Genomic DNA, 23,550 nt, shown 5'->3' with positions numbered 1-23,550 from the left:
GGTCGTGATGCCGATCATTCGTCATTTTAGCCGCACGCCCCGACCGCCACCGATGCTCGTCGCGCCGTCCCCGATCAACTCGATGCCGGACGTTGACAGCGCCTCGACCAGCTTCATCAAGGAGTCGACATTGCCTCGGATCACCCCATCGGATGCCTCCATCCGCTGGATCGTCGGCAATGAAAGACTGGAGCGTAGCGCGAGTTCGCGCTGATCAATGCCAAGCAATGCACGCGCGGCGCGCAGTTGGGCGGCGGTGATCATTCGGCAGACTCGCTGAGATTGCAGATTCGGTTTGGTCTAATCTCCTCATATTGATGTGTCAACCATCAAATAATGCGGTTTTAGCATCATTAGTCCGCTTTGGCCGTGCCTGGTGGCATTGCGCGAACGCGGGGCCTTTTTGGGGATTGGCATTGCCGATGTTTGGTAAACCCCCGAGCCGCCCCTGAAGCTCACCCTGGGCCCGGTCCGAGGCGTGCAAATGCGCTCAAAGCGTTCCATGCACGAGCGCATATCCCATTGTTCCTGCTGCATTCCTCCGCCACATTCAGGCCACACCCCGTTCTTTAAAGGCGGTCAGGTCGAATCAATTTCGGCCTCATCGTTCGGGCCGCATCGAAGTGACCATCCCCGGGTCACGCGGCCTTGGATCGCAAAGCGATCCTTTTCTCCTCAACAGCACGAAGGAAGACAGTATGCGTAGATTCGTTGCGGCGAGTGCATTGCTATTTGCATTTGCAACGAGTGCGGAGGCGCGAACCCAGCATCACCACTATCGACACTATGCCCGACACCATTATTCACACCATGCCCATCGCCACGAGCGGCAACAAGCTGAGGGGTACGGATACTCGAGCTCAGCTTCCGGATTCGGAAGTTCGGGCTATGAGCACTCGAGCTACAGGCGCGCGCGTTTGGGAGGCCGGCCGGCTGCCTGGTGTGGATGGTACATGCGTCAACTGGTCGGCTCCGATCCGGGACCTCAATACAACCTCGCGCGCGCGTGGGCGCACTATGGCACCAACGCCGGCGGCCCGTCGGTCGGCACGATCGTGGTCTGGAGCCATCACGTTGGCAAGATTGTCGGACGCGAGAACGGACAATGGATCGTTCAGAGCGGCAATGATGGCCATGCGGTGCGGACACGGCCGCGATCCTTGGCCGGCGCCATTGCCTTCCGTAACGCCTATGCATCTGCGTCATTCTAGATAGAAGCAGCATTCCAGAAGACAAAGCCCCGCTTCATCCCACAGATGGAGCGGGGTATTTTTTCGCGTCACGCCCGATCAGGGGTGAGACAATGGTCACGGTATGCGCCGTCCTTTGATCCTGCGTGGAGGCCGTGCTCGCCGAGGGCGCGCCTGACCGGACATGTTGTCTGCGCGACATCGATAAAACGGCATTAAAATCGGCGCTGCCGCGAAATGCTGTTGACGGACCAAAATCCGCTATGGTTGAAATCGGCCGCGGCGAAGGCCCGCGAAGAGATCGCGTCACATTTTCAGGAATCAGAAATGGCCGAAACAGATCTTGATGGTGTGATCCGCTCCATCGGAAAGACCCAACACAAGGCGCTGATGGGGGAGGCGAAGAAGCGCCAGGCCCGGTTGATGGGTCTGGCCGCCAAGGCCAAGACCAAAGAGAGCAAGGCACGTCTCAAGCAAACCGCCAAGGACATGATGTTGCTGGCCGGCGCCGCCGCGCGGCGCTTGCAGATCACCGCCGAAAACGCCGCCGACAGCTATGCGCGAGCGATGAGGAATGCCCTCGAAGAGCTAAAGGCAGGCGAGACGAAGGCGCTGACCGCAAAGAAAAAGGCTGCCGAAAAGAAAGGCTGATGGGGTCGAGCCCGGGGAACGGCTCGCCTGAGGTGCCTCCTTGCGCTAATTCAAATCGACAAGCTCAACCAAGCCGACGAAGGCAGCGCGCCATGGCGTATCAACCGCACCCTAAAGTCATCATCACCTGCGCGATCACGGGCAATATCACCCGGCCGGACCAGTCGCCTTATCTGCCGATCACCCCGCAGCAGATCGCCGACAGCGCGCTCGAGGCTGCGGAAGCCGGGGCCTCGATCGCCCACATCCACGTGCGCGATCCCGAAACGGGCCGTCCCTCGATGTCGATCGATCTCTATCGCGACGTGATCGACCGCATTCGCGCCAAGAATCCGAAATTGATCATCAACCTGACGACAGGGCCGGGCGGGCGGTTCGTGCCGTCGGAAGAAGATCCGAAGGTCGCGGGCCCCGGCACGACGCTGATGGCGCCGGAAAAGAGGGTAGAGCACGTTGAAATCCTCAGGCCCGAAATATGCACCCTTGATCTCAATACCATGAATTCCGGCGGGCAGGTCGTGATCAACACCCCGCCCAACGTCCGGAAGATGGCGGCGCGGATGCGCGCGGCCGGCGTGCTGCCGGAACTGGAGCTGTTTGATTCCGGTGACATTCACCTCGCGCGCGACCTCATCGCTGACGGAACGTTGCAAGGGCCGCCGCTCTGCACGCTGGTGCTCGGCGTCAAATACGGTTTTGATCCGTCGCCGGAAACGATGATGTACGCGCGCAATCTGTTGCCGGCAGGCTCGATCTGGGCCGGCTTCGGTATCGGCCGGTCTGAATTTCCGATGGTGGCACAGTCCTGGCTGCTCGGCGGTCATGTGCGTGTCGGCATGGAAGACAACCTCTATATGTCCAAGGGCGTGCTGGCGAAAAGCAACGCCGAACTCGTCGCGCATGCCGCGCAGATATTGAAAGATCTCGGCGCTGCCGTCGCCACGCCCACCGAGGCGCGAGCGATGCTCAGACTCTCCTGATTCGTATCGTCGTCGCCGGACGCAGCGCTTTAGCGCTGCGTTGCTGATCCAGGGCGCGTCGTTCTCACGCCCAAACAGAAGTCCCGGATATGCGTCGCATCATTTGATGTAGCATCGCGTCCGGAACACGAAAGCTCCACGGAAAGCATTTGCCCGCTGCAGCTTGCCGTCCCGCCTTGCTTCAAGGGGCGCTTCGCGATCGTCACGAAACGTTGGGTCGAGGATGTACCCCATGTGGACGCGGGCTTGTCGACAGACGAACGGCGAACGCGCGGACGGCGAAAGCGTGTGGTCCTGTTGCCTCGACGCTGATATCAAATCGGCATGGATGCTTCGGCAGACGCGCCGACGACGGAGACAACAAAGCCCGGTCTCCGAGGCGAGCACGAAGGAAACCGTTAAAACCATTCGCGTGCGGGAATCCCGGGATGTTCCGGCGAACCTGTGGTGACTACACTCGTATGCTTTCTTTGCTGCACACGAGGCCGCGGGTGAGCCTTACACCCGGCATTCCCTGCGCCCTTTTGACGAGGGCATCAGCAAAACTCGGGTGCGAGCGGCGCCGCGAGAAAGTGGAAGCATGCTTCGAGCGCTCAGCCCTTCAGCTTCTCCGTGCGACGCGCCGCCATGGTCTTCGCGTCGTTTCGGGCCGGGTTTGTGCTCGCACCCGTGCGCGTCGTCAGCGTCATCGCCGCGGCATCGACGATGCGGTCGATCACCGCCTCGACATCATCGACGTTGCATTTTCCTTCCGACAGCTTGGCCAGGCGCTCGGTGTCCCGGGTGGTCTGATGCGCCATGGCCAGCGCGAAATGCAGGCCCCAATAGATGTCCGCCTCGTCGCAATCGGGCAGCGCGCGGTGCAGCGCCCCGGCAAATTTCCGCAAGTGGTCGACTTCGCGGTTCTTGATGCGGCGGATCGGCGGCACGGATTCGATCGAGGCGCGGATCATGAAGCGGGATGCCGTCGACCGCTCGGTCTCCGGCCCGAGGCACGCGCGCAGGGTAGGGCCGACCAGCGCGCGCAGGACCGCCTTCACGTCTGCGCGACCGCCGCCGGCCAATTCCGCGGCTTTCAGTTCAGCGAGCCGCTCACGATTGGTGGCGATGCCGCGGGTGACGAATAGTTCCGCGATCAGTTCATCCTTGGAACCGAAATGATAGTTCACGGCCGCAAGATTGACGCCGGCGGAGGCGACAATGTCGCGCAGCGTGACGTCGCCGAAGCCGCGTTCGGCATAAAGCCGTTCGGCGGCATCCAGTATCAGGGCGCGGGTCCGGTCTGACGGCATGGGGAGGGCCGTATTGCAATTCAAACAGTTGTATGAAACTATGGTTTGAACGCCGCGATGTCAATGCGGGGTTGATCCGACGGGCGCTTCGCCAGGGCGATCGAATCCAGGCATTGCCGGGCTTCTCGAAATGGACTTGCAGACGACCGCCGGTGGCGAGAAAGTCGCCGCCAATCAATTTAATCCAACGATGAGGAACGCCCATGGACTTCACGATGTCGGAACGCCAGCAGGAATGGCTAGGCCGGGTGCGGTCATTCATGAAAAATCATGTCCGCCCTGCGGTGCCGATCTACCGCGAGCAAGACGAGAAGGGTCCGCGCTGGAAAGTAATTCCGATTGTCGAGGAGCTGAAGAAGAAGGCCCGTGCCGAGGGCCTCTGGAACATGTTCCTGCCGCCTTCCTCCCACGAGGACGATGAATTCCGTGGGGCGGGATTGACCAACCTCGAATATGCGCCGCTGGCGGAAGAAATGGGCCATATCGGCTGGGCTTCGGAAGTCTTCAATTGCTCGGCGCCGGACACCGGCAACATGGAAGTGTTCATGCGCTATGGCACCAAGGAGCAGAAGCGCAAGTGGCTACGGCCGCTGATGGACGGCGAAATCCGCTCCGCCTTCCTGATGACGGAACCGGCGGTGGCTTCCTCAGATGCCACCAATATCGAGACGCGCATTGAACGCGACGGCGATCACTACGTCATCAATGGCCGCAAATGGTGGTCGTCGGGCGTGGGCGATCCCCGCTGCAAGATCGCGATCCTGATGGGCAAGACCGATCCGAAGGCGCCGCGCCATCAGCAGCAGTCTCAAATCCTGGTGCCGCTCGACACGCCCGGCATCACCATCGAAAAGCTGCTGCCGGTGTTTGGCTTCGACGATGCTCCGCATGGCCATGCCCAGGTGTTGCTTGAGAACGTGCGCGTTCCCGCCAGCAACATCCTGCTCGGCGAGGGGAGGGGGTTCGAGATCGCGCAAGGTCGTCTGGGTCCCGGCCGCATCCATCACTGCATGCGCACCATCGGCAAGGCCGAGGAGGCACTGGAGAAGATGGTGAAGCGGCTGTCCTCGCGCACCGCTTTCGGCAAGAAGATCATCGAATATTCGATTTGGGAGCAGCGGATCGCGGAAGCCCGCACCGAAATCGAGATGAACCGTCTGTTGTGCCTGAAGGCGGCCGATATGATGGACAAGGTCGGCAACAAGACCGCGCAGCTCGAGATCGCCATGATCAAGGTCGCCGCGCCCAACATGGCGCTGAAGATCATCGACCAGGCCATTCAGGCGTTCGGCGCTGCCGGCGTTTCCGACGATGCGGGTCTGGCGCGCGACTACGCCTCGATGCGCACGATGCGACTTGCCGACGGTCCGGACGAGGTCCACAACCGTGCCATTGCCAGGCTCGAGCTTCGGAAGTATGCCAACGCTCCGGCAAAGTAAGAGGCCCGACGGGGTTCTCGTCACTGTCATTCCGGAGCGATGCCAACGGGTCGGCCTGTCGGCCGGCCCTGCGTCGAATCCGGAATTTCGATTCTCGGATGCGCAATTGCGCATCTGAGGTCTGGTGCCCGGCGCAAAATTGAATAACAATTTTGTCGCGTCGCACCATCCTGGAATCACGGAAGATCGAGTCGAGGAAAACGCAGTGGCCGAAGGCGTCAGAAGCGACGAGGAATTTTCCGGCACCAAGCCGGTCGAGGAGCGGCACCGGATCGACGAGATCAGCCTCGACGCCTGGATGCGCCAGCACGTCGAGGGCTACCAGGGCCCGCTGACCGTTCTGCAATTCAAGGGCGGCCAGTCGAACCCGACCTACCGGCTCGACACCCCGGCGCGTTCCTACGTGATGCGTCGCAAGCCGTTCGGAAAGCTGCTGCCGTCGGCACATGCGGTGGACCGCGAGTTCCGCGTGATTTCCGCGCTCGGCAAGCAGGGTTTTCCCGTCGCCAAGGCTTACGCGCTTTGCTCCGACGATGCGGTGATCGGTGCCGCCTTCTACATCATGTCGATGGAAGAAGGGCGCGTGTTCTGGGATCCGACGCTGCCGAGCCAGACGCGGGAGATGCGGCGCGCGATCTTCACCGACAAGATCGAGACGCTCGCCAAACTCCACACCTATGATCCGCAGGCGATCGGGCTGGCAGACTTCGGCAGACCAGGCAACTATTTCGCGCGCCAGGTCGATCGCTGGACCAAGCAATACCGCGCTTCCGAGACCAAGCACATTCCCGAGGTCGAGAAACTGATCGAATGGCTGCCGCGCACCGTGCCGAGCCAGGAGCGCGTTTCCATTGTCCATGGCGACTATCGGCTCGACAACATGATCTTCCACCCCGTCGAGCCGCGGGTGATCGCGGTTCTGGACTGGGAGCTCTCGACGCTCGGCGATCCAATGGCGGATTTCACCTACCTGTTGATGCAGTGGACGATGCCGGGTCTTGCCAACGCCGACCTTGCCGCACTCAACATCCCGACGCTGGAAGAGGCCGCGCAAATCTATTGCCGCGTCACCGGCAGTGCGGTGCCGGAGTTGAACTGGTACTTTTCCTACAACCTGTTTCGGCTTGCCTGCATCACGCAGGGCATTGCCGGACGCATCCGCGACGGTACCGCCGCAAGCGCCAAAGCGATGGAATCGGCGGCACGGACCGTGCCGCTCTCAAAAGCGTCCTGGGATTACGCGCAAAAGGCGGGCGCTGTTTAGCGCCTGCCGGATTGCGTCTTACCGCCATTTGGTGCGTTCGCGAATGCCGGCGAGAGCAGTCCGTGCGCCGGTGATGACTTCTGCCGTGTCGATGGCGGTGAGCTTGCCGCCGCGCTTGAGGATGCGGCCGTCGACCACGACGGTGTCGACATTTTCCGGTGTGGTTGCTTCCAGCACGAGGTGCGCCGGATCGGTGACGACGGCCATGTTGAGCGCGTTCGGGCTGATCATGATCAGGTCTGCGCGCTTTCCCGGCCTGAGCGAGCCGACCTGATCGTCGATCCCCATGGAACGGGCGCCTTCGATGGTGCCGAGTTCGAGCGCTCTTCGCGCCGTCATCTTGAATTCGCTCTCGGCGCGGGCGTTTTCGCAATCGCGCGCGAGCTTGAGCACGCCGAACAGATTGGAGTTTCCGGTCAACGCTGATGTGTCAATCGAGATCCCGATTGGAATGCGTGTTGCCAGTATTTCCGAGATCATCGGGAAGCCGTAGCCGATGCGCAGTTCGGATCCCGGCGACGTTGAAATCGAGGCGCCCGATTTGTCGATCATCTCAAGTTCTGCCGGCGTGATGGCCAGCGCGTGAATCAGTTGAACGTCCTTGCCCATGAGGTTCGACTTATGGAGCAGTTCGACCTGGCCGACCGCACGATGCGCGGCGGAAGCGACATGCACCGTGATCGGCAAGCCGAGCTTGCGGGCATTGTCGAACTCCGGCTGATACACCTCGGGCTTGATGGGACCGGCGCGGAATTGTCCGCGCCAACCCATGCCAAGCGTCAACAGGCCTTCGTTCGAATAGTCCTTCCAGTTCCTGGCGAGGGTTTCGATCGGCGTCTGATCGGCCGACTGCGTATCAGGCAGGCCCTGCGGCCATCCGCAGGAGTGGCGCGCACGGATGCCGGCCTGGCTCAGCGCGCGGATGTCGGCTTCCGCATGGGCCGTGCTTCGCACATTGTGACACCAGGAATGCACGAAGGTCATGCCCGAGTTGATGGCTTCGGCCGCCGCAAGGCGCGTGCTCTGGAAAATGTCGTCCGGCGTCATCTGTTGGCCGAAGCGTGCGACCGTCGGGAAATAGCCCTCTTCAGGCTTGTCTCCCGCAAAACTGCGGAAAATCGTATTCCACATATGCCAGTGGGTCTCGACGAGACCCGGCATCACGATCATGCCTGTGCCGTCGATCTGCTCGCCGCCGCTGGTGGCAGCTTTGCCTACGGCGACAATCTCGCCATTGCGCACATGCACGGACGCGCCCGGCAGGTCGCCGAAATCGTGCTCCATCGTCATCACGTAAGCATTGCTGATGGTGAACTCGCCGCGCGCGGGCAATCGCGTTGAGCCGGTATCGCCGCTCGGAGGCTGTGCCATCAGCGATGACGAAAGCAGTCCCGCCGTGCCGAGTGCGGCCGCGCCGCTGATAAAATCCCGCCTGCAAACTTCACACATTTGTTTCCTCTCCCGCATCGGCGTTTCGCCGACCATCTGCTGGCGGATCATTGGTAACCGAGTGTGTCCGCTGGGTGCTTCTTGCACAAATTGGCGGCCGTGGCGACCGGTCTGCGCGGTTTGGCGCTGCGCCAGGGCCTTGCAGCCGCCCACGGGCGTGAGCGGGAAGCGAGAAATTTCCGAGTCGTGATTCGCCATATTTTATGACAGAATTAATATGACCGGATGTCTGTTGGGTGACGCGGAGATGTCGATGCAGTCGGAATTTCAGGCGCGGCCAACTTCCCTGGCCTGGTCAAATCCGGTGTCCTGGTGGTGGGCGATGCTGACGCTGGTCAGCGGCTTCAACGTCGTCGCATGGATCTTGATGTACCGGCAGCTTCATATGGCAGGCGCTTCGGGCCGCGTGCCGGGCATGGAAATCATGCTGCTGCTCAGCGCGGCCTATGTATTCGGCTGCGCTTTTCGCTCACTATTACCGCGCGCAGACGTGCAGCGAATCTGCTTGTTCGATACCTGGCTGTCGAGCGTTGCGGTCGGGCGCTCGGTGGCAACCGTTGCGGAGGTTTGTTTCGCCGCGCAATGGACGATGATCCTTCTGCAGTTGGGGACGACGACGGGCGCCGAAACCGCGGTGAACGCCGCGTGGACGATCGTGCCGCTGATTCTGATTGCTGAATGCTTCTCCTGGTATGCGGTCATCACCACGAATTATCTTTTCAATGCCATCGAGAATTCGCTCTGGGCGGTCGCCTTTTTCATTGCAGGCGTCGGGCTGTGCCGGATGCTGCCGGAATTCGACGGCGCGGTCCGTTTCGTTCTCGCGGTCTCGGCTGTCGGCATCGTGGTCTATCTCGCGTTTTTGATGACCGTGGACGTGCCGATGTACCTGAAGCGGTGGCGGACTGACGTTGCGCTCGGCAGCAGGCGTTTGCCACCGCTTGAGGGATTACGCGATGTGAGCACGCGCTGGGTCGTTACTCACGATCTTTCCGAATGGAGGGAAGAAATCGCCTGGATGTCGCTTTATTTCAGCGCGGCCGTCTGGGCCAGCCTGGCGCTATGCGTGTTCTACGCGGTTGAAGGCCGTCTCGTCGTGTCGTGATTTTCGAGGTTCGCATCGTCTTGCGGCACCGTAGTTGCGAACTTCGGAATCTGAGAACGTGTAAACTTGCCGGCCGCGCGCGCGGCGTTGATTCAGCAGGCCGCATTCTGAAACTGCACATCCGGATAACATAGGTTACCAAGCGGACGTGTTTCTTCAGAATTCTTCAAGCAATCCGCCAGCGCCGCGGCGCAAATGCGGTCTAATCCGGGCAGCGCCGCATTTCACGGCGGTGAGATCGCAGCTTCCACTTCAATCGCCGCAACAGATTCTCACTTTCGTCTCAAAACCGCCCTCGACTCACGGCAGTCTGACGTCGGGTGGAAGAACTGGGGTCATGTTCGGCTAATAAAAGTATTGGGGAATTGGCCATGGTACCCGCACAACCGCACCACAGCGCACTTGAAGAACTTGATGGATCGGCATTTGGGCCGGATGATTTTACCGATTGCGATTACGCGGACGACGATGTCGTCTCATTGCTTGAAGAAAATGCTCGCTTGAGAAAACTCGTGGTCCGCCTCTCGGAGATCGTGCTCCGAAACGTTGCCAACGAGCGCTAGCGCTTTACGATTGACTATTCCGACAGAGCAGCGGCAGGCTGCCTAAAGCAGCCTGTCCGAGGCAATGCGGGCGCCTTCGCTCAACGCGCGCAATTTCGCCCACACCACATCGTCCGCCACGCGGCCGGCGCCGGCCGAAGTATCAAAGCCACAGTCGGTGCCGGCGATGACGCGCGTCGGATCGCCAATGGTTCTGGCGACGCGTTCAATCCGCTCCGCCACGACTTCCGGGTGCTCGACGAAGTTTGTCGTGGAATCAATGACGCCGGCGACGATGATCTGATCGTCGGCGATCGGCTTTCCCGCAAGGCAACGCACCTCGTGTGCATGGCGGGGATTGGCGAAGGGCAACACAAGTGCCCCGACATTCATCCGCGCAATCAGCGGCAAGATTGTCTCCAGCGCCACGTCGCGGTCGTGCGGCCCCTCGTAGTTGCCCCAGCACACGTGCATGCGGACCTTTTCGCGCGGGATGTTGCGCAGCGCATCGTTGATGGTCGCGACCACGCGCTCGACGAAGTCCAGGAAATCGCCAATCGGGCGGTCCTGAAACGAGATGTGGTGCTCAAGCGCGAGGTCCGGGCAGTCGAGCTGAAGCAGAAAGCCATGGCTCGCGATCGCCTCATATTCGACCTGAAGCGCGCGGCCGACTGCGGCAAGATAGGCATCTTCGGTGTCGTAATGCTCGTTGCGGATTGCTGCGACCACGATACCGGGCGATGGTGCGGTGAGAAATGCTTCGGCAAACCCCTTTGAGCCGGCGCGCTTTCGCGCCTCCATCAGGTCGCGAAAATCCGTGCATTCGCGCGTGGCCTCGGCGGCGCCGATATATTTGATGTCACCCACGACTTTCGGAGGCGCAAAATTGCTGACCATCTCCCTGCTGGCGAATTGCTGTTCCAGCGCGCGCTTGAACTTCGGATAGGCCTCGACATCTGCTCGCGGCCAGCGTTTCCATGACCCGCCGAATCCGGTCATGCGGTGGCGGACGTGAAGGAAGAAACCTTCTCGCTGCTGTTCGCCGTTGTTGCCGACATCGATGCCGGCCTCGATCTGCTTGGGGACGATTTCCTGCAACGCGGCGTGGCCGGCCCGCTCAACCTCGACCGGATCAACCGGTTCACCACGCGAACGCGCGGCATAGAGCTTCGTCAGCGCAGGCGGTCGCGGTAGGCTGCCGGTATGCGTGACGAGGATACGATCATTGCTGCGACGCATAAATTTTCTGGCTCCGTGTTTCTTTTTCTGTGACCGGTTACTTGGCGGCGGTCAGCCGCAGCCATTCTTCCGGCAGCGATTGGTCGTGCTTTTTCAGGTCCGTTTCCAGTTCGTTGACCCGCCTTCCGGCCGAGGTCATGGCCTGCGCCGCAGCGTTGTAGCGCTCGACCGCCCCTTGATTGGCAAAGATCAATTGTCCGGCAACCACCTTGAAGGAGCCTAGTTCGCTCGACAGAAATGCAACGTAGTTGTCGTAGGCGCGATAGTAGTCGGTGCGTGCGGTCAAAACCTTTGAAATGGCGTTCAGCATCTTGGCGTGGCGTTGCCTGACACCATCCAGCAACTGATCGGAGAGTTCCTTGGGTACGTGGGATGAAACGGCCGCGATTTTGATCTGCTCCTGCTCAGAGGTCAGGATCGCGGCATAGCGCGGAAGAAAGGCCGCCGCATTAGCTTCCGCCGTCTTCAGATCACGGCGAAAGGAGCCGATCTCGTCAAGGCTGGCCGAGCCAAAGTTCAAGTCCTTCGAAAGCCCCGCCGGCTCGATCCGCGCGGACAGCTGGTTGATCGCAGCCTTGGTGTTGTCAACCACCTTGGTGGCCTTCGCCATCAACTGAAGCACATTATCCGAAGGGTGCTGTTTGAGTGCGCCCTCGAGTTCGCCGGGGCTGCTGATCCCTTGCAACACCGCCAGACTGCCTCGCGTCGGACCTCGCTCCTGGAACTTGCTCAGATCGACCGACAGGGAAGCGGCCATGGTGAGCAGAACCAGCACTGCGAAGAAGGCTATCTGTATGCGGGCGGAAATAATAGAACGCGAGGACATCGGATCAATGGCCGCGATGCGGGCATTTCGCAGGTACCAACAGCTCGTGAGTCGACAGCATCGATCAGCCTGCCGTCAAGCGTCATCGTTTGCCACCGAGCTCGCTTTTGTCGAGCCCCACAGGGCCTCAGCGTTGCTAATTTGCGGCTCAAATCGGTTTGCCCGTGTAGGGCATGGAGGCGGTGAGGCCGCCGTCCACCGGAAACGCCTGTCCGTTCACGTAGGACGCCTCGTCGCTCAGCAGGAACAGGCCCATGGCCGCGAGCTCGTGCGGCTGGCCGGCGCGCTTTAGGGGATTGAGCTGACCGATCTTGTCCTGCGTGCCTCGCTCCCTGGCGCGATCGAATACCGGCTTTGTCATGCCGGTTTCGATCAGGCCGGGACAGACTGCGTTGATCCGCACGCCGGTTCCGGAGAGCGAATAGGCGGTGGTCTGCACGAGACTGATGACGCCGGCCTTGCTCGCCGCGTAAGGATGACCGCTTGCACCCGATTTCAGCCCCGCAACCGAAGCCGTGCAGACGATCGCCCCCGATCCCTGCTTGATCATATGCGGCATCGAATGCTTGATGGCCAGGAACGGACCGATCAGATTGATGCGCAGGATTTCTTGCCAATGTTCAACCGTTTGTTCGGAAAGCGGGACCAGCCCACCGCTAACGCCGGCGTTGGCCCAGATCGCATCCAGTTTGCCATAGGTGGCAATCGCCTTGTCGATGAATCCGATCACATCCTTTTCGGAACCTGCATCCGCTATGATGGCATCCGCTGTGCCACCGCCTCGACGCACCTGATCGACCGTCTCTTTCACGCCCTCGGTGCGATCAACGGCAATCAGTCGGGCGCCCTCCTTGGTGAAGAGAAGCGATGCCGCACGACCGATGCCGCTGCCGGCGCCAGTAATAATGACGGATTTGCCTTCGAGCCGGCCCATCGGTTTCTCCCTGCTTGAGGTTTGAGTGACGTTTTCGTCTTGCGGAATTTCTAACAAAGTTTCAAACGTCGACGTGACTTGAGAACTAGCACCAACATTATGTAAGGGTTTTCGCGATGTCCAACTCTAGCAAAGCCGGAGTCGTCACAACGCGGTGGTGGTGGGTACGCCACGCGCCGGTTCGTTGCGACGGCGGCAACATCTACGGCCAGACCGACATCGCGTGTGACACCGGCGATCGTTACGTGTTCGAGGCAGTGGCGAAAGTGTTGCCGCGTCGGGCCGTATGGGTTGCCAGCAGCTTGATGCGCACGCATCAGACCGCTGAGGCGATCTGGGATGCCGGCTTTCCGAGGCCCGCGACGATGGCAAAGGAAGCGGCCTTCGCCGAACAGCATCTTGGCCGATGGCAGGGCATGAACCGCGCCGCCTTTCTCGCCAGCCGGCCCGTCGGCAGTCATTGGTTTGCCGACATCGCTGAACCCGCGCCGGGCGGCGAAAGCTTCATGGATCTCTACGATCGCGTCTGTCGCGCAATCGACCGGATCAATGTCGAGCACGCAGGAGAGGACGTCATTGCCGTCGGCCACGGCGGCACAATCAAGGCGGCGATCGGCCTTGCGCTTGGCGGACAACCGGAAAAGGGTCTTGGCTTCGACATCGACAATTGCTCGGTGACGCGCCTTGACCACATCAAGAGCGAAACGATCAGCGTCTGGCGGCTGCCCATGGTCAATCAGCAGCCCTGGATTGCCGATGCGGCACACCGGGCGATGCATCAACCGGCGGGGCCGGAGGTGAAAACGAGCAAGCTCGCATAAGCAAGCCTGGCATTCCGGAACGGTCCTTCCGACCGGAATGAACTCGATCATGAGAGAGCCGGCGGCGCCGGACCAAGGGGAGAAACGACATGAACCTGTTCGATCTATCGGGAAAAGTCGCCGTCATCACCGGCTCCTCGCGCGGCATTGGCCGGGCGATCGCCGAGCACATGGCCGCGCACGGCGCCAAGGTCGTCATCTCCTCGCGCAAGAAGGCGGCCTGTGATGAAGTTGCGACCGCGATCAACGACAAGGCCGGCAAACAGGTTGCGCTGCCGGTTGCCGCGAACATTTCGACCAAGGACGATCTGAAGAATCTCGTCGAGGAGACCAACCGTGCGTTCGGACACATCGATACGCTGGTCTGCAATGCTGCTTCGAATCCTTACTATGGTCCGCAGGGCGGCATTTCGGACGACCAATTCCGCAAGATCCTCGACAACAACATCGTCGCCAATCACTGGCTGATCTCACTGATCGTGCCGCAGATGATCGAGCGCAAGGACGGCTCGATCACCATCATCTCCTCGATCGGCGGATTGAAGGGGTCGACCGTGCTCGGCGCCTATGCGATTTCCAAGGCTGCCGACATGCAGCTCGCGCGCAATCTCGCCTGCGAATATGGCCAGTACAACATTCGCGTGAACTGCATCGCCCCCGGCCTGATCAAGACCGACTTTGCGCGCGCGCTGTGGGAAAATCCGGAAACGCTGAAGGCCTCGACCGCGCGCTCGCCGCTCTTGCGGATCGGTGAGCCGGATGAGATAGCTGGCGCGGCCGTCTTTCTCGCCTCGCGAGCCGGTTCGTTCACCACCGGCCAAACCATCGTGATCGACGGCGGCGCGACGATCAGCTGACGCGAAAGAGCGTCATCCGGAGGCGCGCATTAGCGCTATGCTGCGAAATTGCGCGGCTGAGGATGTCGCGCCGCGATGCAGGTCTTATTCCAACGCCGCATACACAAGATTGCGCACCAGCGTGCGGGTATAGACGCGCTGGCCGGGCGCCTGCGACATGAACACGGTGAACAGATCCTCCTTCGGATCGATCCAGAAGAAGGTGCCGCCCATGCCGCTCCAGAAGAACTGGCCGACCGAGCCCGAGAACGGTGCGATGCCGATTTCGGTGCGCACGCCAAATCCCAGGCCAAAGCTGTGCCCGGGCTGCGTCAGCGTGCCCTTGATCTCGACCGACGGATCAAGATGATCGGAGGCCATTAATTCCAGCGTCTTGCGGCCGATGATCCTGACCCCGTCGAGTGTGCCGCCGTTGAGCAGCATCTGGGCAAAGCGCGCATAGTCCATCGTGGTGGAGACGAGACCGCCGCCGCCGGATTCCATCACCGGCTTTTCCAGCATGTTGAAGAGCTGGATCTTGTCGCCGTTCCACGGATCGTCTGCGAACGGTTCGGCGAGGCGAGGGGCGTTTTCCGCCGCAGTATGGAAGGCGGTTTCTCCCATCTGCAGCGGCGCCAGAATCCGCTCCGTGAGGAACGCGCCAAGTGACTTGCCGCTGACGATTTCGATCAGACGGCCGAGAATGTCGGTCGAGCGGCTATAATTCCACTCCGCTCCAGGCTGGCAGATCAGCGGCATGCTCGCAACCAGGGCCGCATGCTCCGCATTGGTGATCTTGCGGCTGCGCACCCGTGACTGCTGGTAAAGCTGCTGCACCAGGCCGTTGCCGGTATGTTCGTAGGTGATGCCGGACGTGTGGCGCAGCAGATCCTGAATGGTGATCGCCCGCTTCAGCGGCACGAGATCGAGCTTGCCGTTGTTCTCCACGCCGACCTTCTGGTCGGCAAATTCAGGGATGAACTTGGCAAGCGGATCGTCGAGCAGGAAATGCCCATCTTCGAGCAGCATCATCACGCCAATGGAAACGATCGGCTTGGTCATGGAAAAGATTCGGAAAATCGAATCCAGCGCCATCGGACGACTTTCCACCGGGCTTTGCTTGCCAAGCGCTTCGAACCAGCCAACCTGGCCGCCTCTTGCGACCAGGATGGTTGCGCCGGGCAGGGTTCCCTTGTCGATCTCGCGACGAAAAACATCCGACATCTGCCGCAAGCGCAAAGGTGACAGTCCCAGCGATTCCGGCTTGGCCTCGGGCAACGGCGGGGTTTGCGGCCCCGAGGCTGGCTTCGTGGCGGTTTGTGCGGACATGATGCTCTCCCTTTATCTTTGTTATTTTCGTCTCTTGATTATTCTTTGACCCGGTCGGATTGGAAAACAAGAGCGTGCCTGACGAGATCAGGCCGCTTCGCCCTTGCCATTCGCCCCCGCGCTATGCTTCAAACGGCGCGGATCAGGCGGCAACGCGCGATCCGCACAGGAGTGTAGCTCAACTGGTAGAGCACCGGTCTCCAAAACCGGGGGTTGGGAGTTCGAGCCTCTCCACTCCTGCCAGCTAGATCAATGTTTAAGCCCCGCGGGGGCGTGACAAAACTGCCGGATCGTGCGCTCCGCCGATGCCGCGCCCCATCAAAAGTAGGCGCACCAAGGTCCCGGTCTTCGTCTGTCGGCAATTCGCCCTTTGCGCCGTTGAGCGGGCCTATGCCGGCGGCAGCGGGTCAACGAAACCTTCGTAACCAATCATTAACCATTCCGGGCGGATGCTTTGGCTTGGAGGCGGTGGAATCGGAGGCCGGAGCCGACAGCCGCATGAGAAAGTCGGCGGCGTAACGCCCGCCGGCTTTCTCACGTCGAGAGGTGGCCGCATCTTTGTCCCACAAACTCGAACCGCCAACAGTGCTGCAGTTCCATCCGCCGCCCTGGAACCTCGGGAAACCGGGAACGAAGGGCTTTCGTCGGTGATTGTTCTGCACCCGCTCTGTCGGGTTCGTCTTCATGCAAATGAGGGAGCAATCCTGATGAAACGAATAGCACTGGCTTTGGGTATCGCGGCGGCTTGCTTCGCGACCGCCGCGTCGGCCGAAACGGTCAACCTGACCGGTACGTACCGCTGTATCCAGATGTGCCGGGACGGCATGATCGGTGCACCGGTCTTCGTCACGCAGAACGGTGATTCCGTGAACCTGACGACAGAAACGGGGGCGACATATCACGCTTGGCCGGACTGGAACGCACCCGCGAGCCGGCTCTGGATCGACGCCAAGAACGAGAGCGCCGTCTATTCGCCTGATGGGATGCGTATTCAGTTCGACGACGGCCGCGTCTGGCAGCGTGCCCTACCGCCGGTCGTGGTCGGCCGCGCGCCGGTCGTCTATTATGGAAACTAAGTTGAGGTAGTTCTGGGCTGGGCCAGCCACCGCGCTGCGCTCAGCCCCGGCAACTCTGACTTGTTGGGATTTGATATTCGCTTTTCGAATTCGCAGCCAGTGGGGCAAATCCACTCCGCCAGCAAGATCAATGGCTTCCCCGCTTCGCTTGGCAGGGCGCCTGACCTTGTCGTTGCCGCCCTGTCTTGACCTTTTGCCCCTGCCGCAGTACATAGCCGGCCACCTGCTGCCGGCCCGTTAGTCGCGGATATCCGGCGCGGCTTTGAAATCCCCGAACAATCGAGCCCGCGAGCCGGCTCAACCTTCAGAAAGAGGGCTGGGCGATAGCGGGCTGTTTGGATTCCATAAGTTCAACAGTTTTGATTCGTCAGACGACGGATGCGGATCTCTCACCATGGCGGCAAGCCCGTTTAAATTCTTGCAGGAAGTGCGCTCGGAGACCGCCAAGGTCACCTGGCCCACGCGCCGCGAAACCATGATCACCACCATGATGGTGTTCGTGATGGTCGCGCTCGCGTCGATCTTCTTCTTCTTCGCCGATCAGATCATCCGTTATTTGGTCACATTGGTTCTGGGCATCCACTGATGGCAAGCACGGCAATGCAAACGATGGATAAGCGCTGGTACATCGTCCACGCCTATTCGAATTTCGAAAAAAAGGTCGCCGAATCGATCCGTGAGCAAGCCAAGCAGCGCGGGCTCGAAGATCTGTTCGAGCAGGTGCTTGTGCCGATCGAAAAGGTTACGGAAGTCCGCCGCGGCCGCAAGATCGACGCCGAGCGCAAGTTTTTCCCGGGCTACGTTCTGGTGAAGATGAAACTGACCGACGAGGCCTTTCATCTGATCAAGAACACCCCGAAGGTGACGGGCTTCCTCGGCGCGGAAAACAAGCCGATGCCCATTTCGGAAGCCGAAGCCATGCGCATCCTGCACCAGGTGCAGGAAGGCGTGGAGCGCCCGAAGGCATCCGTGTCGTTCGAGATCGGCGAGAATGTGCGCGTGGCCGACGGCCCGTTCGCCTCGTTCTCGGGCGTCATCGAGGAAATCGACGAGGCGCGTTCGCGCGTGAAGGTCGCCGTCTCGATCTTCGGCCGCGCCACGCCGGTGGAATTGGAGTTCGGTCAGGTCGAGAAAGTGGCCTGATTGGAGAGGGAGGCGGCAAAGCCTCCAGGTGAGGACGTGGGAGGAGAGGAGCGGTCGCCAGCCGCTCGAGCCGAACCACGAACCTGAAACCGTCGATCGCTTTTGAGGGATCGGCACAACAGGAGTGAGATATGGCAAAGAAAGTGACCGGATACCTGAAATTGCAGGTGCCGGCGGGAGCGGCCAATCCGTCGCCTCCGATCGGTCCCGCGCTTGGTCAGCGCGGTCTCAACATCATGGAATTCTGCAAGGCGTTCAACGCCCAGACGCAGAAAGAAGAAAAGAACACCCCGATCCCGGTGATCATCACCATTTACGCGGACCGTTCCTTCACCTTCGAGATGAAGACGCCGCCGATGTCCTACTTCCTCAAGAAGGCCGCCAAGATCGACTCGGGCTCGAAAGCTCCGGGCCGCGACAAGGCCGGCAAGGTGACCAAAGCGCAGGTTCGCGAGATCGCCGAGAAGAAGATGAAGGATCTCAATTGCGACACCGTTGAATCGGCCATGAAGATGGTCGAGGGCTCGGCCCGTTCAATGGGTCTGGAAGTTGCGGGGTAATCGGTCATGGCAATCGGAAAACGCATCAAGAAGGCCCGCGAGGGTGTCGATCGCGAGAAGCTGTATCCGCTCGCGGATGCCATCAAGATGGTCAAGGAACGCGCGAAGGCGAAGTTCGACGAAACCGTCGAGATTGCGATCAATCTCGGCGTCGATCCCCGTCACGCCGACCAGATGGTGCGCGGCGTTGTGACGCTGCCGAACGGCACCGGCCGCACCCTGCGTGTCGGCGTGTTCGCGCGCGGCGCCAAGGCGGATGAAGCCAAGGCTGCCGGCGCTGACGTTGTCGGCGCGGAAGATCTCGTCGAGAAGGTGCAGGGCGGTACGATCGATTTCGATCGCTGCATCGCCACCCCCGACATGATGCCGCTGGTCGGCCGTCTCGGTAAGGTGCTCGGCCCGCGCGGCATGATGCCGAACCCGAAGATCGGCACGGTGACCATGGATGTCACCAGTGCGGTGAAGGGCGCCAAGGGCGGCTCGGTCGAATTCCGCGTCGAGAAGGCGGGTATCGTCCAGGCCGGCATCGGCAAGGCTTCGTTTTCGGCGGAAAAGCTCGTCGAGAACGTCAAGGCCCTGACGGATGCGGTCGCCAAGGCCAAGCCCGCAGGCTCGAAGGGTACCTACATCCAGCGCATTGCGGTGTCCTCGACCATGGGACCGGGCGTGAAGGTCGAGCCGGGAAGCATTCTCGGCTAAGGTTTTACAAGGCGGATCGAGAAAAGAGCGGGATCGGGCAACCGGTTCCGCTCTTTGTCTATAATCGCATGAGTTGAGTGGAAGCATGCCCGAGAAAGTGTTGATCTATTCGCGCTTTCCAAAAGCGCTGATGGTGCGGATAGGCGAACGCTTTGAGTTGCTGGACGCCGCCGGCAAGCCGCCCGGCGAGGTCTTCTCTGCTGAACAGCTTTCCACCGTTCGCGCCATGATCACAGCCGGCGGCACATCGCTGCCGGGCCGCGTCATGGATACGCTGCCGTCCTTGCAGGCAATCATCTGCTACGGCACCGGCTATGATGGCGTCGATCTTAAGGCAGCCAGGGAACGCCACATCGCAGTCGGCAACAGTCCGGGGGCGAATGCCGCCAGCGTCGCGGATCTCGCAGTGACCTTGACGCTGGCTGCGACGCGGCGGATCATTCCAGCCGACCGCTTTGTGCGCGACGGCAGTTGGGCCGCGTCGAAACCTTCGCCGTTGCTCCGCGCGTTGCCGGGCAATCCCGGTCGCAGGATCGGCATCTACGGCATGGGCGAGATCGGCCGCAAGATCGCCTTCCGGATGGCCGCATTTGAGACCGAGATCGGCTATTTCAGCCGAACGAAATATGATCTGCCGTATCGCTATTTCGAAAGCCTGGAAGCGCTCAGCGAGTGGTGCAACGTTTTGATGATCGCGGTGCGCGCCAGTGCCGATACCCGCCATGTCGTCAGTGCCGATATCCTGAAAAGGCTCGGGACTGACGGTTATGTCATCAACATCGCGCGCGGCTCCGTCATCGACGAGGCGGCGCTTGCCGCGGCTTTACAGAATAATGTTATCGCTGGGGCCGGACTTGATGTGTTCGAGGAGGAGCCGCATCCACCGGGCGCTTTGGCCGCACTGCCGAACGTCGTGCTCACTCCGCATATCGGCGGCCATACGACCGACTCGCACACCGCGATGCAGGACTGCGTGATTGCCAATCTCGAGGCGTTTTTTGCCGGCAGGCCATTGGCCTTTCCGGTGCGCTAAATTCCAGATTATCGGGAAGATTCAAGAGCGAGGCTGGCCCGGTGCGTGGCGCAGTTTGTCGGGATTGCGCACGAGGTAGATCGCCGCGATCCTCTCGCCGTCGATGCTGATGCTCAAGCTGTGATCGAGTTCGCCGTCCATATAGAGCAGGGCGCCGGCGCTGCCGTTGATCACGGCGGCTTCGATACGAATATCACGTCCGGCTGCCTTGCCGGCCACGCTGATAAAGAAGCGCGCAATCTTGTCGGCACCGTAAATCGGATTGAGCGCGGCGGTTTTGCGTCCGCCGCCATCAGTCACGGCGACCGCGTCGTCGCGCAACAAGCCGGTCAATCGCGACAGATCACCGCTGGTGACGGCGACCAGGAATGCCTGCAACAGATGCGCGTGGCTGTCTGCCGCTGCCTGCGGCGGGCGCTCGTCACGCACCGCGCGACGGGCCCGCGCCGCCAGTTGCCGGCACGCCGGCTCGCTGCGGCCGATCATCGCGGCGATCTCGGAAAACGAAATGTCGAAGACATCGTGCAGCAGGAACGCGGCACGCTCCTGCGGCGACAACCGGTCGAGCGCAAGCAGCAGCGCAAAGGAAAGATCGTCGGCGAGTTCTGTCGCAACTTCCGTCGAAAGGCCGTCGGTGTCGAAGACCGGCTCGGGAAGCCAGGGGCCGACGTAGATTTCCCGTTGCGCCCTGGCGCTCTTCAGCCGGTCGAGGCACAGGCGCGTGACGACGGTGACCAGGAAGGCTTCGGGATTGCGGACATTTTCGGTGCCTATGAACCGCAGATAGGCGTCCTGCACGACATCTTCGGCATCGCTGCGGCTGCCGAGCATGCGATAGGCAAGGCCGAGCAGCCGCCGCCGGTACGGCGCAATCGGGTCGTTCTCACGCTGCCTGTTTGACGACATCGATCTGCTTTCCGCCAATCGAAAGGCGACGGCACTCCTTGGCATAGCCAAGGGCTGCCTTCATCATCGGATACATTCGGCCCATCTGAAGCGCGAAGGCGAGGTCAATCACGCCTTTCTCGCCCCATTTGGCGCGGACGGCGTCGCGATGCTCATCCTCGTCGGCGGATCGCCGGACGATTGCGTCGGCAAACCGGAACGCAAGGACAGTGCTGTCGTTCATTGCTCGAACATCGCGGCGCACGACCGCCTCGATCTGGTCTTTGGGGATGCCGGCCTCAAGGGCCGTGTCGACGACGAGTTGCGCGCAGGGCCCGCAATCCTCTGCCTTGGCGCCGACGAGGCCGGCGGCAAAGCTGGCCTCGATGGGAACCACTTCGCGGTGGCGGGAGGCCTTCATCAGAGGCGCGAACTTGAAGAAGGCGGCGGGCGATTCACGCAGCAGCATTTCGAGATAGCTTGCGTCGTAACCGTAGCGCTGCCTGAACTGACGCAACAGGCGGCGGGCGAAAAAGCTGCGCATGATCTTCTCCTTGTCTGGCAGGGTGGAATAAAGCGCGAGTGCCGACGGAAGCACCACGGCAACAACATCGAACGGGGCGTCATGGTCGTGGCCCGCGACGATACTCGCGAGATGTATGAGGCCATGGACGGCCAAGAAGCCGGCGCCCGCGACCGCTGCCGGCCAAAGGGCCGGCTGCAACGCTCGCGCAGCCAGCGAGAGCCCGGCAATCAGGAAGGCTGCACCGACGTCCTGCACAAAGTGCGGATTGAACGGGCCGGTTTGCGCCGCGCCGGGCACGCTTTGGAACCAGAACCGGCCAGCGAACAGCATCGTCAGACCGTTCGCGACATTCAAAACCGCCAAAATTGTCGCTAACACGCGTCGCATAGGGGGCCTCCTCTCATCCAGACGAAGGAGGTCGGCTCGATGTGACAGGCGAAGACGATTTTTGGCCGATTTTCGCTGGTGCCCCACTTTCCGAAGTTCGTGCGGCGTCTCAGCACGCGCCTTTCATGAAATTCGAAAGGGTTATGGGCACTAGAAAACGTCTGATTGTGGTGCCGCTTTCTATTTGAGTTCCTGGATCGAATTAGCCGCTTGCGGCGGAGGAACGCCAAATAGGCGGCACGCGATCGAAATTTGCCCTTGGCAAGACCGAAAAGACCCGTTAAACACCGCGCTTCCGGACGTGCTGGCGAATTGCTGGCACGTCTGTGCTCGCATTCCAAAAGAGAACGAATAGGAGACTTTTCCTTTCAGGACATTCCACGTGGGTGCTCGAAAGGAAGGGAAAGCCGTCGTTTGAAAGGAAGGCGGGTAGGGCTGAGCCAGTTTACTGGCGCATCCCGATCCTGTCCAAGACTACAGGCGCCCGAGATAAGCGTAAGTTTTTCAACGGCTTAATAGTTCAGCCTGTACAGATGGGTGAAGACCAGATTTTGTATCTCGAAATCGCGGCTGACCGCGATCCTCGGGGAGTATTTGGTTCGAACCTCGACGTCCCGCGGCCTGTAAGGCGGCTCGGGAGGGCAGGCGTTTCAATGTCGTTCTGCCCGACGGTCCTTAGAGGCTTTTGCGTCTTTTGAGGTCTGGTGAAGGGTGGGACGATGGGTGCAACCCGGCGGTCCGGCCTCAGGCTTTAAAGACCGCCAACCGGAGAGAGCTTGCTGTGGAAAGAGCGGCAAAAAAGGGCGCGGTCGAGGAGCTGAACGGTCTGTTCAAGACCACGGGCGTCGCGATCGTTGCTCATTATTCCGGCCTCACCGTTGCCCAGATGCAGAAGCTGCGTATGCAGATGAAGCAGGCGGGTGCCTCGGTGAAGGTCGCGAAGAACCGTCTCGCCAAAATTGCTCTTGAAGGCACTGACGTCGTTGCCATCGGTCCCCTGTTGAAGGGGCCGACCGTGATCGCGACTTCCAACGATCCGGTAGCGGCGCCGAAGGTTGCCATCGAATTCGCCAAGGCGAACGAGAAGTTCGTCATTCTCGGCGGTTCGATGGGTAAAACCGTCCTGAATGTCGACGGCGTGAAGGCGCTTGCCTCGCTGCCCTCGCTCGATGAACTGCGCGGCAAGATCGTCGGCCTCCTGGTGGCGCCCGCGACCAAGCTTGCTCAGCTCTCGAATGCGCCCGCGGCCAAGCTCGCGCGCGTCATTCAGGCTCATGCCTCTAAGGGCGAAGCGGCCTGACGGCTCTCGCAAAACAAATAACCCTGGTTCGAACCGATACGTTT

Annotated in this window: 25 protein-coding genes and 1 tRNA gene; 17 read left to right on the top strand and 9 right to left on the bottom strand. The window is 60.9% G+C overall.

The features are described from left to right. Nucleotides 1-21: 21 nt before the first annotated feature. Complete coding sequence (locus tag NEZ08_RS06875; RefSeq protein WP_298105638.1) at nucleotides 22-264, bottom strand: helix-turn-helix domain-containing protein; 243 nt, start codon at nucleotides 262-264, stop codon at nucleotides 22-24. Between the two features lie 689 nt (nucleotides 265-953). Between NEZ08_RS06875 and NEZ08_RS06870 the strand changes: the two genes are divergently transcribed. The 3 genes from NEZ08_RS06870 to NEZ08_RS06860 all read left to right on the top strand — a co-directional run bounded on the left by NEZ08_RS06870 (nucleotide 954) and on the right by NEZ08_RS06860 (nucleotide 2,821). Then, nucleotides 954-1,211 carry a hypothetical protein gene (locus NEZ08_RS06870; RefSeq protein ID WP_298105636.1) on the top strand — a complete coding sequence of 86 codons (258 nt, stop codon included), beginning with the start codon at nucleotides 954-956 and terminating at the stop codon, nucleotides 1,209-1,211. Between the two features lie 246 nt (nucleotides 1,212-1,457). Next, on the top strand, nucleotides 1,458-1,841 hold the full coding sequence (locus NEZ08_RS06865; RefSeq protein WP_298105633.1) for a hypothetical protein: 384 nt from the start codon (nucleotides 1,458-1,460) through the stop codon (nucleotides 1,839-1,841). Nucleotides 1,842-1,933: 92 nt separating this feature from the next. Continuing rightward, entirely contained in the window at nucleotides 1,934-2,821 is an 888-nt protein-coding gene (locus tag NEZ08_RS06860; protein ID WP_298105630.1) for a 3-keto-5-aminohexanoate cleavage protein, read from the top strand. A 593-nt stretch (nucleotides 2,822-3,414) separates the two neighbouring features. Here the strand turns inward: NEZ08_RS06860 and NEZ08_RS06855 are convergent. Further along, complete coding sequence (locus NEZ08_RS06855; RefSeq protein WP_298105626.1) at nucleotides 3,415-4,113, bottom strand: TetR/AcrR family transcriptional regulator; 699 nt, start codon at nucleotides 4,111-4,113, stop codon at nucleotides 3,415-3,417. Between the two features lie 203 nt (nucleotides 4,114-4,316). On the opposite strand from NEZ08_RS06855, the gene NEZ08_RS06850 reads away from it, so the two are divergent. Beyond that, entirely contained in the window at nucleotides 4,317-5,552 is a 1,236-nt protein-coding gene (locus NEZ08_RS06850; protein WP_298105623.1) for an acyl-CoA dehydrogenase family protein, read from the top strand. Between the two features lie 205 nt (nucleotides 5,553-5,757). Continuing rightward, on the top strand, nucleotides 5,758-6,816 hold the full coding sequence (locus NEZ08_RS06845) for a phosphotransferase family protein (RefSeq protein WP_298105620.1): 1,059 nt from the start codon (nucleotides 5,758-5,760) through the stop codon (nucleotides 6,814-6,816). A gap of 18 nt (nucleotides 6,817-6,834) precedes the next feature. Here the strand turns inward: NEZ08_RS06845 and NEZ08_RS06840 are convergent, their stop codons facing one another. After that, on the bottom strand, nucleotides 6,835-8,265 hold the full coding sequence (locus NEZ08_RS06840) for an amidohydrolase family protein (protein ID WP_298105617.1): 1,431 nt from the start codon (nucleotides 8,263-8,265) through the stop codon (nucleotides 6,835-6,837). A 253-nt stretch (nucleotides 8,266-8,518) separates the two neighbouring features. On the opposite strand from NEZ08_RS06840, the gene NEZ08_RS06835 reads away from it, so the two are divergent. Together NEZ08_RS06835 and NEZ08_RS06830 are read left to right on the top strand one after the other, a co-directional pair. Next, entirely contained in the window at nucleotides 8,519-9,370 is an 852-nt protein-coding gene (locus NEZ08_RS06835) for a hypothetical protein (RefSeq protein ID WP_298105614.1), read from the top strand. A gap of 371 nt (nucleotides 9,371-9,741) precedes the next feature. After that, nucleotides 9,742-9,933 (top strand): hypothetical protein, encoded by a 192-nt coding sequence (locus tag NEZ08_RS06830; protein ID WP_298105612.1) that lies wholly within the window; start codon nucleotides 9,742-9,744, stop codon nucleotides 9,931-9,933. A 42-nt stretch (nucleotides 9,934-9,975) separates the two neighbouring features. Here NEZ08_RS06830 and NEZ08_RS06825 read toward each other — a convergent pair whose 3' ends face one another. From NEZ08_RS06825 to NEZ08_RS06815, 3 genes are all read right to left on the bottom strand, one after another. After that, complete coding sequence (locus NEZ08_RS06825; protein ID WP_298105609.1) at nucleotides 9,976-11,151, bottom strand: cobalamin-independent methionine synthase II family protein; 1,176 nt, start codon at nucleotides 11,149-11,151, stop codon at nucleotides 9,976-9,978. Nucleotides 11,152-11,188: 37 nt separating this feature from the next. Then, a complete protein-coding gene (locus tag NEZ08_RS06820; RefSeq protein WP_298105607.1) occupies nucleotides 11,189-11,977 on the bottom strand; it encodes a hypothetical protein in 789 nt (262 codons plus the stop codon). A gap of 148 nt (nucleotides 11,978-12,125) precedes the next feature. Beyond that, a complete protein-coding gene (locus tag NEZ08_RS06815) occupies nucleotides 12,126-12,911 on the bottom strand; it encodes an SDR family NAD(P)-dependent oxidoreductase (RefSeq protein ID WP_298105604.1) in 786 nt (261 codons plus the stop codon). 116 nt (nucleotides 12,912-13,027) lie between these two features. On the opposite strand from NEZ08_RS06815, the gene NEZ08_RS06810 reads away from it, so the two are divergent. Both NEZ08_RS06810 and NEZ08_RS06805 read left to right on the top strand, forming a co-directional pair. Next, on the top strand, nucleotides 13,028-13,732 hold the full coding sequence (locus NEZ08_RS06810; protein WP_298105600.1) for a histidine phosphatase family protein: 705 nt from the start codon (nucleotides 13,028-13,030) through the stop codon (nucleotides 13,730-13,732). Nucleotides 13,733-13,821: 89 nt separating this feature from the next. Next, entirely contained in the window at nucleotides 13,822-14,589 is a 768-nt protein-coding gene (locus NEZ08_RS06805; RefSeq protein WP_298105597.1) for an SDR family NAD(P)-dependent oxidoreductase, read from the top strand. An 84-nt stretch (nucleotides 14,590-14,673) separates the two neighbouring features. On the opposite strand, the gene NEZ08_RS06800 is transcribed toward NEZ08_RS06805, so the two are convergent. Beyond that, nucleotides 14,674-15,897, bottom strand: a complete 1,224-nt coding sequence (locus tag NEZ08_RS06800) for a serine hydrolase (protein WP_298105596.1) — start codon at nucleotides 15,895-15,897, stop codon at nucleotides 14,674-14,676. Between the two features lie 167 nt (nucleotides 15,898-16,064). On the opposite strand from NEZ08_RS06800, the gene NEZ08_RS06795 reads away from it, so the two are divergent. The 7 genes from NEZ08_RS06795 (at nucleotide 16,065) to NEZ08_RS06765 (ending at nucleotide 20,408) form a co-directional block, all read left to right on the top strand. Beyond that, nucleotides 16,065-16,140: transfer RNA gene (locus tag NEZ08_RS06795), tRNA-Trp, on the top strand. A gap of 464 nt (nucleotides 16,141-16,604) precedes the next feature. Then, entirely contained in the window at nucleotides 16,605-16,973 is a 369-nt protein-coding gene (locus tag NEZ08_RS06790) for a hypothetical protein (RefSeq protein WP_298105594.1), read from the top strand. 394 nt (nucleotides 16,974-17,367) lie between these two features. Continuing rightward, the gene (gene secE / locus NEZ08_RS06785; RefSeq protein ID WP_298105748.1) at nucleotides 17,368-17,559 is read left to right on the top strand and encodes a preprotein translocase subunit SecE; all 192 of its coding nucleotides are present in this window, start codon (nucleotides 17,368-17,370) and stop codon (nucleotides 17,557-17,559) included. Between the two features lie 23 nt (nucleotides 17,560-17,582). Next, complete coding sequence (gene nusG, locus NEZ08_RS06780; protein WP_298105746.1) at nucleotides 17,583-18,116, top strand: transcription termination/antitermination protein NusG; 534 nt, start codon at nucleotides 17,583-17,585, stop codon at nucleotides 18,114-18,116. A 131-nt stretch (nucleotides 18,117-18,247) separates the two neighbouring features. Continuing rightward, the gene (rplK, locus tag NEZ08_RS06775) at nucleotides 18,248-18,676 is read left to right on the top strand and encodes a 50S ribosomal protein L11 (protein ID WP_298105593.1); all 429 of its coding nucleotides are present in this window, start codon (nucleotides 18,248-18,250) and stop codon (nucleotides 18,674-18,676) included. Nucleotides 18,677-18,682: 6 nt separating this feature from the next. Then, nucleotides 18,683-19,375: a 50S ribosomal protein L1 gene (gene rplA / locus NEZ08_RS06770; RefSeq protein ID WP_298105590.1), complete on the top strand. Its 693-nt coding sequence runs from the start codon at nucleotides 18,683-18,685 to the stop codon at nucleotides 19,373-19,375. Between the two features lie 85 nt (nucleotides 19,376-19,460). Beyond that, a complete protein-coding gene (locus tag NEZ08_RS06765) occupies nucleotides 19,461-20,408 on the top strand; it encodes a 2-hydroxyacid dehydrogenase (protein WP_298105587.1) in 948 nt (315 codons plus the stop codon). A gap of 21 nt (nucleotides 20,409-20,429) precedes the next feature. Here the strand turns inward: NEZ08_RS06765 and sigJ are convergent, their stop codons facing one another. Both sigJ and NEZ08_RS06755 read right to left on the bottom strand, forming a co-directional pair. Next, nucleotides 20,430-21,314 (bottom strand): RNA polymerase sigma factor SigJ, encoded by an 885-nt coding sequence (gene sigJ, locus NEZ08_RS06760; RefSeq protein ID WP_298105584.1) that lies wholly within the window; start codon nucleotides 21,312-21,314, stop codon nucleotides 20,430-20,432. Further along, nucleotides 21,292-22,206, bottom strand: coding sequence for a hypothetical protein (locus NEZ08_RS06755; protein ID WP_298105581.1), 915 nt, complete (start codon nucleotides 22,204-22,206; stop codon nucleotides 21,292-21,294). The genes sigJ and NEZ08_RS06755 overlap by 23 nt, the downstream gene beginning before the upstream one ends. Before the next feature lie 781 nt (nucleotides 22,207-22,987). Here NEZ08_RS06755 and rplJ point away from each other — a divergent pair. Further along, nucleotides 22,988-23,506: a 50S ribosomal protein L10 gene (gene rplJ / locus NEZ08_RS06750; RefSeq protein WP_298105578.1), complete on the top strand. Its 519-nt coding sequence runs from the start codon at nucleotides 22,988-22,990 to the stop codon at nucleotides 23,504-23,506. Nucleotides 23,507-23,550 lie beyond the last annotated feature (44 nt).

It is taken from the genome of Bradyrhizobium sp. (assembly GCF_027451485.1).
Classification (GTDB): domain Bacteria; phylum Pseudomonadota; class Alphaproteobacteria; order Rhizobiales; family Xanthobacteraceae; genus Bradyrhizobium.
Note: the sequence above shows the minus strand (reverse complement) of the source record. Positions and strands in the feature narration are given on the sequence as shown.

What these genes read in the sequence shown, in the direction of transcription:
- NEZ08_RS06765 (WP_298105587.1), top strand. Translation starts at nt 19,461, where the DNA reads ATGCCCGAGAAAGTGTTGATCTATTCGCGCTTTCCAAAAGCGCTGATG.
- NEZ08_RS06830 (WP_298105612.1), top strand. Translation starts at nt 9,742, where the DNA reads ATGGTACCCGCACAACCGCACCACAGCGCACTTGAAGAACTTGATGGA.
- NEZ08_RS06815 (WP_298105604.1), bottom strand. Translation starts at nt 12,911, where the DNA reads ATGGGCCGGCTCGAAGGCAAATCCGTCATTATTACTGGCGCCGGCAGC.
- NEZ08_RS06860 (WP_298105630.1), top strand. Translation starts at nt 1,934, where the DNA reads ATGGCGTATCAACCGCACCCTAAAGTCATCATCACCTGCGCGATCACG.
- NEZ08_RS06790 (WP_298105594.1), top strand. Translation starts at nt 16,605, where the DNA reads ATGAAACGAATAGCACTGGCTTTGGGTATCGCGGCGGCTTGCTTCGCG.
- NEZ08_RS06805 (WP_298105597.1), top strand. Translation starts at nt 13,822, where the DNA reads ATGAACCTGTTCGATCTATCGGGAAAAGTCGCCGTCATCACCGGCTCC.
- NEZ08_RS06855 (WP_298105626.1), bottom strand. Translation starts at nt 4,113, where the DNA reads ATGCCGTCAGACCGGACCCGCGCCCTGATACTGGATGCCGCCGAACGG.
- NEZ08_RS06835 (WP_298105614.1), top strand. Translation starts at nt 8,519, where the DNA reads ATGCAGTCGGAATTTCAGGCGCGGCCAACTTCCCTGGCCTGGTCAAAT.
- NEZ08_RS06870 (WP_298105636.1), top strand. Translation starts at nt 954, where the DNA reads ATGCGTCAACTGGTCGGCTCCGATCCGGGACCTCAATACAACCTCGCG.
- sigJ (WP_298105584.1), bottom strand. Translation starts at nt 21,314, where the DNA reads ATGTCGTCAAACAGGCAGCGTGAGAACGACCCGATTGCGCCGTACCGG.
- NEZ08_RS06850 (WP_298105623.1), top strand. Translation starts at nt 4,317, where the DNA reads ATGGACTTCACGATGTCGGAACGCCAGCAGGAATGGCTAGGCCGGGTG.
- NEZ08_RS06875 (WP_298105638.1), bottom strand. Translation starts at nt 264, where the DNA reads ATGATCACCGCCGCCCAACTGCGCGCCGCGCGTGCATTGCTTGGCATT.
- rplK (WP_298105593.1), top strand. Translation starts at nt 18,248, where the DNA reads ATGGCAAAGAAAGTGACCGGATACCTGAAATTGCAGGTGCCGGCGGGA.
- NEZ08_RS06820 (WP_298105607.1), bottom strand. Translation starts at nt 11,977, where the DNA reads ATGTCCTCGCGTTCTATTATTTCCGCCCGCATACAGATAGCCTTCTTC.
- NEZ08_RS06825 (WP_298105609.1), bottom strand. Translation starts at nt 11,151, where the DNA reads ATGCGTCGCAGCAATGATCGTATCCTCGTCACGCATACCGGCAGCCTA.
- nusG (WP_298105746.1), top strand. Translation starts at nt 17,583, where the DNA reads ATGGATAAGCGCTGGTACATCGTCCACGCCTATTCGAATTTCGAAAAA.
- NEZ08_RS06840 (WP_298105617.1), bottom strand. Translation starts at nt 8,265, where the DNA reads ATGTGTGAAGTTTGCAGGCGGGATTTTATCAGCGGCGCGGCCGCACTC.
- NEZ08_RS06800 (WP_298105596.1), bottom strand. Translation starts at nt 15,897, where the DNA reads ATGTCCGCACAAACCGCCACGAAGCCAGCCTCGGGGCCGCAAACCCCG.
- rplA (WP_298105590.1), top strand. Translation starts at nt 18,683, where the DNA reads ATGGCAATCGGAAAACGCATCAAGAAGGCCCGCGAGGGTGTCGATCGC.
- NEZ08_RS06755 (WP_298105581.1), bottom strand. Translation starts at nt 22,206, where the DNA reads ATGCGACGCGTGTTAGCGACAATTTTGGCGGTTTTGAATGTCGCGAAC.
- secE (WP_298105748.1), top strand. Translation starts at nt 17,368, where the DNA reads ATGGCGGCAAGCCCGTTTAAATTCTTGCAGGAAGTGCGCTCGGAGACC.
- NEZ08_RS06810 (WP_298105600.1), top strand. Translation starts at nt 13,028, where the DNA reads ATGTCCAACTCTAGCAAAGCCGGAGTCGTCACAACGCGGTGGTGGTGG.